7 protein-coding genes are annotated in these 10,702 nt (G+C 70.4%); 4 read left to right on the top strand and 3 right to left on the bottom strand.

Features of this window, described 5'->3' with window-relative positions; genetic code table 11:
- Positions 1–207: 207 nt before the first annotated feature.
- Together manB and WH07_RS34040 are read right to left on the bottom strand one after the other, a co-directional pair.
- Positions 208–1,290 carry a mannose-1-phosphate guanylyltransferase gene (gene manB / locus WH07_RS34045; RefSeq protein WP_046508730.1) on the bottom strand — a complete coding sequence of 361 codons (1,083 nt, stop codon included), beginning with the start codon at positions 1,288–1,290 and terminating at the stop codon, positions 208–210.
- 166 nt (positions 1,291–1,456) lie between these two features.
- Entirely contained in the window at positions 1,457–2,869 is a 1,413-nt protein-coding gene (locus WH07_RS34040) for a peptidoglycan recognition protein family protein (protein ID WP_046508728.1), read from the bottom strand.
- A gap of 137 nt (positions 2,870–3,006) precedes the next feature.
- Here WH07_RS34040 and WH07_RS34035 point away from each other — a divergent pair, with 137 nt between their 5' ends.
- From WH07_RS34035 to WH07_RS34020, 4 genes are all read left to right on the top strand, one after another.
- Positions 3,007–3,759, top strand: a complete 753-nt coding sequence (locus tag WH07_RS34035) for a TIGR03089 family protein (protein ID WP_046508726.1) — start codon at positions 3,007–3,009, stop codon at positions 3,757–3,759.
- A gap of 314 nt (positions 3,760–4,073) precedes the next feature.
- A complete protein-coding gene (locus tag WH07_RS34030; protein ID WP_046508724.1) occupies positions 4,074–5,351 on the top strand; it encodes an LCP family protein in 1,278 nt (425 codons plus the stop codon).
- A gap of 220 nt (positions 5,352–5,571) precedes the next feature.
- Positions 5,572–7,455 carry an LCP family protein gene (locus WH07_RS34025; protein ID WP_046508722.1) on the top strand — a complete coding sequence of 628 codons (1,884 nt, stop codon included), beginning with the start codon at positions 5,572–5,574 and terminating at the stop codon, positions 7,453–7,455.
- A 99-nt stretch (positions 7,456–7,554) separates the two neighbouring features.
- On the top strand, positions 7,555–9,369 hold the full coding sequence (locus WH07_RS34020) for an LCP family protein (RefSeq protein WP_079023790.1): 1,815 nt from the start codon (positions 7,555–7,557) through the stop codon (positions 9,367–9,369).
- Between the two features lie 133 nt (positions 9,370–9,502).
- Here the strand turns inward: WH07_RS34020 and WH07_RS34015 are convergent, their stop codons facing one another.
- Positions 9,503–10,540 carry a glycosyltransferase family 2 protein gene (locus WH07_RS34015; RefSeq protein WP_046508721.1) on the bottom strand — a complete coding sequence of 346 codons (1,038 nt, stop codon included), beginning with the start codon at positions 10,538–10,540 and terminating at the stop codon, positions 9,503–9,505.
- Positions 10,541–10,702 lie beyond the last annotated feature (162 nt).

The raw sequence follows: 10,702 nt of genomic DNA, 5'->3' as shown, positions 1-10,702 counted from the left end.
GTCCTGGGGGTCGGGGTCGGTGTCTCCGCCGAGCGTACGGCCCGGTGGGTTTTCCCCTGACCCGCCCCTTCCCGAAACCGGGGGCAGGCCCCCGGACCCCCGATTCGTCCTCAAACGCCGGACAGGCTGCAGTGCCGGGTCCTCCAGGACCGGACGGGCTGAGTCAGCCCGTCCGGCGATTGAGGACATAGACACGGTGCCGCCGGGCTACTCGTCCGGGGAGAATCTCACCGTTGCCGGGGGGAGCGTGCGGTCGCACCAGATTCTGATGCCGTCCCGCAGTTCGTTGTCCGCGCCGATCGTCGCGCCGTCGCCGATCACCGCGTTCGCCAGGACGGTGCGGGCGCCCACGCGGGCCTTGCTGCCGATGAGGGAGTGGGTGATCTGGGCGCCCGGTTCGACGACCGCGTCCGGGAGGACCGCGGTGGCGGTGAGGCGGGCGCCGGAGCCGATGACGGCGCCGGGGCCGATCACCGTACCCGCGGAGAGTTTCGCGTCCGGGGCCACCGAGGCCGTCGGGAGGATCAGGTGTTCGCCGCAGCGGCCCGGGACCGCCGGGGACGGGGCGCGGCCCAGGACCAGGTCGGCGGAGCCGCGGACGAAGGCGTGCGGGGTGCCCAGGTCCAGCCAGTACGTGGAGTCGACCATGCCCTGAAGATGCGCGCCTGCGGCCAGCAGGTCCGGGAAGGTCTCGCGCTCCACCGACACCGGCCGCCCCTCCGGGATCGCGTCGATCACCGAGCGCCGGAAGACATACGCGCCCGCGTTGATCTGGTCCGTGACGATCTCCTCCGGCGTCTGCGGCTTCTCCAGGAACGCCGTCACCCGCCCGTTCTTGTCCGTCGGCACCAGCCCGTACGCCCTCGGGTCCTCGACCCGGGTGAGGTGGAGGGAGATGTCGGCGCCCGACCGCGTATGGGTGCCGACCAGCGCGCGGATGTCCAGGCCGGTCAGGATGTCGCCGTTGAAGATCAGTACGGGGTCGCCGGGCCCGGAGCGCAGCCGGGAGGCGACATTGCGGATGGCGCCGCCCGTGCCGAGCGGCTCGCGCTCGGTCACGTACTCCAGTTCCAGGCCGAGCGCCGAACCGTCGCCGAAGTACGGTTCGAACACCTCGGCCAGATAGGAGGTCGCGAGGACGATGTGCTCGACGCCCGCCTCACGGGCGCGGGCGAGCTGGTGGGTCAGGAACGGTACGCCCGCCGCGGGCACCATCGGCTTGGGCGTGCGCACCGTGAGCGGCCGGAGCCGGGTGCCCTTGCCGCCGACCAGGAGGATCGCTTCTGTCACCGTGTCGTCTCCGCTTCCCGCTGGGGCCGCCGTACGGCTTCCGTTCGTACCTACAGGGATCCGCACGTACATGCATACCGGCGTCCGTACACGGAACCGACCAGTGTTTGCCGTCCCTCGCTCTCCAACTGCCCCGCGCCATCGGCCTCGCGTCGACCGCCTCACGTCAACGGCCTTGGTACCGCGCCGCCTTGTCGCGCGCCGTACCGAGCCTCGCGTGCAGTCGGCTTCCCGGGCAGTCGGTGTTCACTCCGTCGCGGTGCCCGGCGATGGCGTGGAGGCCGACTCTCGTCCCCTTCTTGTACTTGCCGCTGCCCGCGGACGTCAGTGTCACCGTCCCGCGCGGGTTGATGCCGTGGAGGCCGAGCTTCCAGGCGGTGAGCCTGGCGACGGCGGTCGTGGCGGCCGTCGGGGGCTTGGTGCCGTTGTACGTTCCGAGCACCGCGATGCCCACCGTGTTCTTGTTGAAGCCGAGCGTGTGCGCGCCCAGGACGGGCTTCGCGATGCCGCCCGCACGGCCTTCGTAGATCGTTCCGCACTTGTCGACGGCGAAGTTGTAGCCGAAGTCGCGCCAGCCGTAGCTTCTGACGTGGTAGCGGTAGATGGCGCGCAGAACGGACGCGGACTGCCGGCAGGTGTAGTTGTTCCCGGTCGCGCTGTGGTGGATGAAGGCCGCCGTGACGGTGCCGCTGTAGCCGAACCGCCGCTCGCGCAGCGACTCGTCGGCGCCCCAGCCACCGCGCGTGACGATACGGGGACGTGGTCCGATGTACGGCCTCGCGAACGCGGCGGAGACGGACGCCGCGGAGTTGGCGTCGGCGCGGACGGACGCGGCGGGAAAGGCCTCGGCGGGGACGGCCTCCGCCGGGACTCCGGCCCGGCCGTGCCGTACGGGATCGTCACCCGGGTCGACCAGGTCCAGCCGCAGTCCCTGCGGCAGCGGCACATGGGACGGTCCTGCCCTGCCCGGCCGCTCCGTCGGCCGTACGCGGACCTCGACGCCGTCCGAACGTCCCACCCAGAGCGGCGCGGTGGCCCCGCGCACACCGGCCGCCGCACGCTCGGCCGTACCGGGGTCGGCGCCGTGCTCGCGGTTGTGGGTCCGCAGACTCTGCCAGCCGGACCAGGTGTGTGTGGCGGCCGAGCGGGTGCGGACCTCGACGGTGCCCCGGAGCTCCGCGTCGGCGTCGTCCCAGACGACACCGAGCAGGGAGAACCGCTGCACATGCCGGCGGGTCAGCCCCATGCCGGGGGCGGCGCCGGACAGCCGGTCGGTGGCGGCGAAGGCCGTCAGCGGAAGCGACCGCGTGGAACCGGGGCCGGGTCCGGGTCCGGGATCGGGTCCGGGATCGGGTCCGGGATCGGCGGGAGCCGTCCGCGACGCCGCCGCGTCGGCCTCCCGCCCCGCGTCATGCCGTAACGCGACCGCCGCCGATGCGCGGGCCCCGGGAGCCGCGCGGTCCGTGACGGCCGCGTTCGCCGGCAGCAGGAACAGCGGCAGGGACAGCGGGATGGCCAGCGGAAGGGTCAGGGTGACGGTGTACGTCAGGGCGACCGGGGTGGCGAAGTAGGCACGCATGTGCCGATCCTGGGGGCGGGTCGCCGTACCCGCCCGCCGGGGAGCGGCCGGAAAGCCGGGCGCGCGGCGGTCCAACCGGTGGACCGCGTCACCGGTACGGCCGTGGCCGCCGCGCTCCGCCGCGTACCCTTTCCCGGGTGAATGCCAGCGACCGCACCCCCGCCGACCTGCTGCGATCCGCTCTCGCCACGGATCCGGCCCGCCCCTTGATCACCTTCTACGACGATGCCACCGGTGAGCGCGTCGAATTGTCCGTCGCCACCTTCGCCAATTGGGTGTCCAAGACCGCGAACCTCCTCCAGGGCGATCTCGCCGCCGCCCCGGGCGACCGGCTCGCGCTGCTGCTGCCCGCGCACTGGCAGAGCGCGGTGTGGCTGCTCGCCTGTTCCTCGGTCGGTGTCACCGTCGGGATCGGGGGCGACCCGGCCGATGCCGATCTCGTCGTCAGCGGCCCGGACACACTCGACGCGGCACGCGCCTGCGGCGGGGAGCGGGTGGCGCTCGCGCTGCGCCCGCTGGGCGGCCGGTTCCCGCAGCCGCCGGACGGCTTCATCGACTACGCGGTCGAGGTGCCGGGCCAGGGCGACCGCTTCGTACCGTACGCACCCGTGGACCCGGACGGACCCGCGCTGAGCGTGGACGGTACGGAACTGACCTCGGCCCAACTCGTCGCGCGGGCGCGCGAGGACGCCGACGGGCGCGGTCTGACGGCGGGATCCCGGCTGATGTCGGGGCTCTCGTACGGGAGTTGGGAGGGGCTGTCGGCCGGGCTGTTCGCACCGCTCGCCGCGGGCGCCTCCGCCGTGCTCTGCCGCCATCTCGACCGGCTGCCGGCCGACGGCCTCGAAAAGCGCGCCGAGAGCGAGCGGGTGACCCACCGCGCGCTCTGATCCACCGGCCGGGCCGGGCGGCGGGACCGGGCAACAGGCAGCGCTGTTCAGCGGGCAGCGTTCAAGCCGTGACCAACGGAAAACACACCGTCACCGTCACAACACACACCGACACCACCACACCCCGTCACCGTCAACACACCGTCGTCATCACCCCCGAACCTCCCCGTAACACGCACCGTCACCGAGCGGTGGACGATTCGGGGACACCCGCGATTCACAGCAACTCACACAACTCACAGCACAACCAACCGCCGCGTTCGCCCGTCTACCCCTGCAACCGGCGGCTCAGCGCGCCGCCGACGCCCTGAAGGATGGACGCAGACGTGACCGACAGTGCTGGCAAAGCGCCGGCCGAACCGGCCGGTACCGGCGACGGAGCCGACGACGACAACGATGCCGGGATCACCGCATCGCGCCCCAACCGCGGCCACCACTGGCTGCGTTGGACCGCGCTCGGCACCTCCGTCGTCGTGCTCGCCGCCGCCGGTGTGGGCTGGTGGTTCTACAAGAAACTCGACGGCAACATCAGGACCGACACCACCACCGCCGCCGAGCTGCGTACGTACGAGAAGGAACGTCCCACCCCGATCGTGCTGGATGCCAAGAACATCCTGCTCATCGGTTCGGACACCCGCTCAGGCGAGGGCAATGGCAAGTACGGTCAGGACGACGGCGGTTCACAGCGCTCCGACACCACGATCCTGCTGCATCTCGCCGCCGACCGGCAGAGCGCCACGGCCGTGTCCCTGCCGCGCGATCTGATGGTGGAGGTCCCGAGCTGCCGCAAGCCGGACGGCACCCGCAGCACGGCCCAGTTCGCCCAGTTCAACTGGGCGTTCCAGTTCGGCGGCGCCGCCTGCACCATACGTACGGTCGAGAAGCTGACGGGCATACGGATCGATCACCACATGGTGATCGATTTCACAGGCTTCAAGGACGTGGTGGACGCGGTGGACGGCGTCGAGGTCTGCCTCAAGGAGCCCGTCGACGACGTACAGGCACTTCTCCGCCTGCCCGCCGGCAGGCAGACTCTGGACGGCGAGCAGGCACTCGGCTTCGTACGGGCGCGCCATGGCATCGGCGACGGCAGCGACACCCAGCGCATGGAGCGGCAGCAACGTTTCCTCGGCGCGCTGTTCAAGAAGGTGCGGAGCAACGGCGTACTGCTCAATCCGACCCGGCTCTATCCGGTGCTGGACGCGGCGACGAAGTCCCTCACCACCGATCCGGGACTCGCCACCCTGCCCGACCTTTATGAACTGGCGCGCTCCATGCAGAGCGTACCGACCGAAAAGGTGCAATTCATGACGGTGCCGCGCCAGCCTTACAGCGCGGACCCGAATCGCGACGAACTCGTCGAGCCCGACGCGGAGAATCTCTTCGAGCGGCTGCGCGAGGACGAACCCGTCTCCATCTCGCAGTCCCCCACGGACAGTGCTACGGAGTCCGCCAAGGACACCGCGGACGCGAAGGACAGCGGTACGGAGCGGAACAGCCCCACTCCCACCACCGCCCCAAGCACCGCCCCAAGTCCGGGCTCCACCCCCACTTTCGAGGGTTCGAATGCCGCGGCGGGCCTGTGTGAGTAAAACGATGTCCAAAGAGAGACCTTCAGTCTATGAAGATTGGGTGGATTGCCCGCTTGTAAGGGTCGTGGAATTTGTCACTGGCGTCGCTCGACACTGAACCGGGCGGATAGTGTGACGCGATCCGGTGTTTTGGCCCACGAGGCCGTGCACTGATGGATCGAAAGACCGAGCGCCTTGGGGGAGGCGCCTCGCGTGGCACCGACGGAGGATTCAAGCAACCGTGGATGCGCATAGCCGTGGGCAGGCGGACGAAATCGACCCCGCCGACCAGTGGGTCCTCAACCCGCAGACGGGTAACTACGAACTGCGACTGGACCACTCCACAGGGCAGCCGCCCTCCTCCCGCCCACGGGGCGCCGGCAGACGTGGCGGTGCCGGACAGCCGGGGGCCCGGAGAGCGGGCGCCCCGCGCGAGAGCGCCGAGAACGCCACACCGGCCGAGGGCACTCCCCGCAGCGGTACGGCACGTACCGGCGCCGCCCGCACCGCACGAAACGGTTCCGCGCGTACGGGTACGAGCACGGTCACCGAAAGCCGTTCCACGGGCACGGGTAAGAGCGCGGGCACCCGCGCCGACGTCCCCGGGCAGCGCAGCCGTCGTGCGGGCAAGGGCCAGCCCGACAGCGCGTCCGCCGCAGCCGGCCGCCGCAAGCGCAAGGCGAAGAAGTCGGGCAAGAAGAAGGTGCTGGTCTGGACCGGCGGGGCGCTGGCGGTTCTGCTCGTCGCCGGTTCCATCGGCGGGTACGCCTACTACCAGCACCTCAACAGCAACATCGAGAAGATCGACATCGGCAGCGCGGGCAGCGGCGGCTTCAAGAAGGACCAGGCCATCAACATACTGTTGATCGGCACGGACAAACGGACCGGCGCCGGCAACGAGGGGTACGGAGACGCGGGCAGCGTCGGCCACGCCGACACCAATCTCCTGTTCCATGTCTCCAAGGACCGTACGAACGCGACGGTGCTGTCCATTCCGCGCGACCTGATCACGGACGTGCCCGACTGCGAGACGAAGACCGCCGAGGGCACCGAGGTCATCCCAGGCACCTCGCAGGTCCGGTTCAACACCAGCCTCGGCCAGGACGGCCGCGACCCGGGCTGCACGATGCGTACGGTCAAGGAGATCACCGGACTCACGGTCGACCACTTCATGATGGCCGACTTCAACGCGGTCAAGACACTGTCGACCGCGGTCGGCGGTGTCGAGGTGTGTGTCGCCAAGGACGTCGACGACCCCAAGTCCCATCTCAAGCTGAGCAAGGGCACCCACACCGTCGAGGGCGAGCAGGCCCTCGCCTTCGTACGGACACGGCACGCCTTCGGCAACGAGAGCGACCTCAGCCGGATCGAGACGCAGCAGCAGTTCCTCGGCTCGATGATCCGGAAGATCAAGTCCGGCGACACCCTCACGGACCCGCAGAAGCTGTTCGGTCTGGCGGAGGCCGCGACGAAGGCGCTCACCGTCGACACCGGTATCGGCAGCATCCAGAAGCTCAGCGACCTCGCCAAGGAACTCGCCAAGGTCAACCCGAAGAACATCACCTTCACCACGCTGCCGGTGGTCGACAACCCGGCGGAGGTCGTCAAGGCCACGGTGATCGTCGATGACACCAGGGCGAAGCCGCTGTTCGCGATGATGCAGAGCGACACGTCGCTCACCGAGGTGAAGCAGCAGGAGGCGGCGGCCAAGAGCAAGCAGGCCGCGCTGCTGAAGGGCCCCAAGGCCGCTCCCGAGGACGTACGGGTCGACGTGTACAACGGCGGCGGCCCGCAGGGCTCCGCGCAGGAGACCCTGGCCTGGCTCCAGAACACCGAGGGCGTGCCGAAGTCCACCAACAAGGGCAACTCCCCCGGCGCCGACCTGCCCAAGACGACCCTGGAGTACGCGCCGAACCAGGCGGACCAGGCGCGGGCGCTCGCTGCGATGATGGGGCTGCCCGCCGCGGCTCTGAAGCCGGGTACGGAGGACGCCGTGGGGCTTGAGGCGATGACGCTGACCCTCGGGGCGGACTTCAAGGGCGCGGGCATACCCATCACCGGACCGGCAAAGGCGCCGGAAGGTGTGCAGAAGGTGGAAGCCGACAAGCAGGTCTGTGCCAAGTGACGGCGGACCGAAGACTTGTGCGGCTGATACGGCTTACGCGGCTTGTCCGGCTCATACGGCCCAGACGGCTGGTACGGACGGGCTGACGGGGGGATCTTGGTGCGTCAGAGCAGTGTGCAGCGGGAGGGTGCGGGCGAACACGTACCGCATCCCCGGGAGTTGGGCTGGGACGACAGCCTGTACGAGAGCGACGGGACCGGCGCGGCGGACACGGAGGGCTCAGGCCCGACGGACCGCGGCGACGGCCCTGACGCGGCCCCGGACACGGCTCCGAGCAGCACCGCTCAGGCGGCCGGCGGCGCTCCGGCTGACAGCGCCGCTACGGGAGACGCGGAGACCGAGGCCGCGACCCACGGCAAGGACGGCCGGGACAGGACCGCCGGTGGCTCCGCCGCCCGCCGCCGCTCCAGGCGCGGTCCCTGGCGAGTACTCCGCTGGATCGCCGGCGTCCTCGTACTCCTCCTGCTCGGCACCGCCGGCGCCGGCTATCTCTACTACCGGCACCTCAACGCCAATATCCGCAGCGGCGACCGCAGCAACGGCTCCACGGGGGTCAGGAAACCCGATGCCAACGGCGCCGGCCAGACCCCCCTCAACATCCTGCTGATCGGCTCCGACAGCCGCGCCACAGCCGAGAACGTCAAGCTCGGCGGCAGCAAGGACACCGCGGGCAACCCGCCCCTGGGCGACGTCCAGATGCTGGTCCATGTCTCGGCCGACCGGAAGAACGCCTCGGTCGTGAGCATCCCGCGCGACACCCGGGTCGACATCCCCGAGTGCAAGGACGCCAGGACCGGCAAGGTCTGGCCGAAGACCAACGCGATCATCAACGAGAGCCTGGCCCGCGGCGGCGCCGGCTGCACCCTGAGCACCTGGGAGAAGCTGACCGGCGTCTACATCGACCACTGGATGACGATCGACTTCTCCGGTGTGGTGAGCATGGCCGACGCGATAGGCGGCGTCGAGGTCTGCGTCCAGAACAATGTCTGGGACCGGCCGCTGCCCGGCGTCCCGGGCGGCTCAGGGCTGAAACTGACCGCCGGTACGCACCAGATCCAGGGCAAGCAGGCCCTCCAGTGGCTGCGCACCCGGCACGCCTTCGAGAGCGACCTGGGCCGCGCCAAGGCCCAGCACATGTACATGAACGCGATGATCCGTGAGCTGAAGTCGCAGAACGTCTTCACCGACACGATGCGGCTGACCGGTCTCGCGGAGGCGGCGACCAAGTCGCTCGAGGTGTCCGAGGAGATCGGTACGGTCAAGAAGCTGTACGACCTGGCCATGCAGCTCAAGAGCGTGCCGACGAACCGTCTCACCATGACGACCATGCCGTCCGTCGAGGACCCCCTCGACCGTAACCACCTGATACCCCTGGAGCCCGACGCCGACAAGGTCTGGGAGATGGTCCGCGAGGACGTCGCCTTCGACAGCAACGGCGGCCCCGCCGACGCCAAGAAGACCGCCGAGCCCGCCGAGCCGCTCTCCAAGGACCCGGCGGCGCCGCCCGCCGAGACCGGCGTGATCGTACGGAATGGCACGGGCAGCGAGCAGCAGAGCGCGGTGCCGCGCCGCGCCGCCGACATCGCCGCGCGGCTCAACGCCAAGGGCTACACCCTGGCCCAGGCGGACTCCACGCCCAGTCCGCAGGAGCGGACGTCGGTCACCTTCCCCAGCGCGGATCTGGAGGGGGACGCGCAGGCGGTGGCCAAGTCCCTGGGAATCCCGCTGAGTTCGGTGAAGCGGTCGACGGACGTCTCGGGTGTCACGCTGGTCGTGGGCGCGGACTGGCGCGAGGGGGCCTCGTATCCGAAGGCGTCCAAGCCCGTGGCGGGCGGGATACCGGAGTCGGCTGACCCGCTCAACGGCTCGGAGAAGGACAAGTGCATGCCGGTGTACGCGCCGTACCGCTTCTGACCGGGGTCTGCCCGCGTCCTGCTGCTGACTGGGACTTGCCCACGTCCTGCTGACCGGGGCGTGCCCGCGCTCCACCGCTGACCGGGCCGCCCGCGTTCCGCGCGTACGGTTACGCCCCGCCCCCTACGTACGGTTACGCCTCGACCGCCGGCCGTACGGCGGGGCGGCGGCTCGCGATGACCTTCTTCGCCAGGGACCGCGGGCTGGTCAGGAAGCCGTACCCCCACGACATGTGCATGGTCGCCAGCGCCACCGGGATCTGGAGCCTGGCCTTCAGCGGCAGCCCCCGGCCCGCCGGCACCGAGCCCGCGACGATCGCGGCGAGATAGCCGGCCGGGACGATCAGCCCCCAGGGCGTGAGCACCGCGCCGACCACAATGCCCGCGGCGATCGCGCAGACCGCGGCCGGCGGCGCGAGATAGCGCAGATTGATCGAGCCGGAGTGGTAGCGGGCGACGACATGGCGCCAGCGCCCGTAGTCCTTGTACTGCTTGGCGAGCGCCCTGACCGAGGGCCGCGGCCGGTACCGCACCCGCAGCTCGGGCGAGAACCAGATCCCGCCGCCGGCCTCGCGGATACGGAAGTTCAGCTCCCAGTCCTGGGCACGGATGAACTCCTCGTTGTAGCCGCCCTGCTCTTCGAGGGCCTCGCGCCGGAAGACACCCAGATACACCGTCTCGGCGGGCCCCGCCTCGCCTCCGGTGTGGAACGCCGCGTTGCCGACCCCTATCTTCGAGGTCATCGCGGCGGCCACCGCGCGCTCCCAGTCGTTCTCGCCCTCGGCGTGCATGATCCCGCCGACGTTCTGCGCGCCGGTCTCCGCCAGCAGCCGTACCGCGGTCGCGATGTAGTCGGGCGAGAGCATGCCGTGGCCGTCGACCCGCACCACCACCGGGTGGCTGGACGCCTTGATCGCGGCGTTCAGCGCGGCGGGCGTGCGGCCCGTGGGGTTGGGGACGGTACGGACACTGGCGCGCGGGTGCGACGCGGTCTCCTGTACCAGCTCGGCGGCGATCTCGTCCGTACGGTCCGTCGAGGGCCCGAGCGCGATCACCACCTCCATCTCGCCTTCGTACTCCTGGTCGAGGATGTGCCGGACCGAGTTCCTGAGATGACGTTCCTCGTTGAGCACCGGCATGATCACGGAGACCGCGGGGGGCTGGGCAGGCATGGAGGCTTCTGGGTCCTTCGGGAGACGGCGGTACGGCCAGCCACGTTACCGCGTACGGGGGACAGCGACGCGCGCCGCCCGTGCGGCACCCGGAGGCGCTGATCGTATGGGCGTACTGCCCTACTGCCGCAGAGGTGTACCCCGTTGACCACCCCGCCCCGC

Source organism: Streptomyces odonnellii (assembly GCF_000981895.1).
Lineage (GTDB): Bacteria > Actinomycetota > Actinomycetes > Streptomycetales > Streptomycetaceae > Streptomyces > Streptomyces odonnellii.
This window is presented reverse-complemented; position numbering and strand designations above follow the sequence as displayed.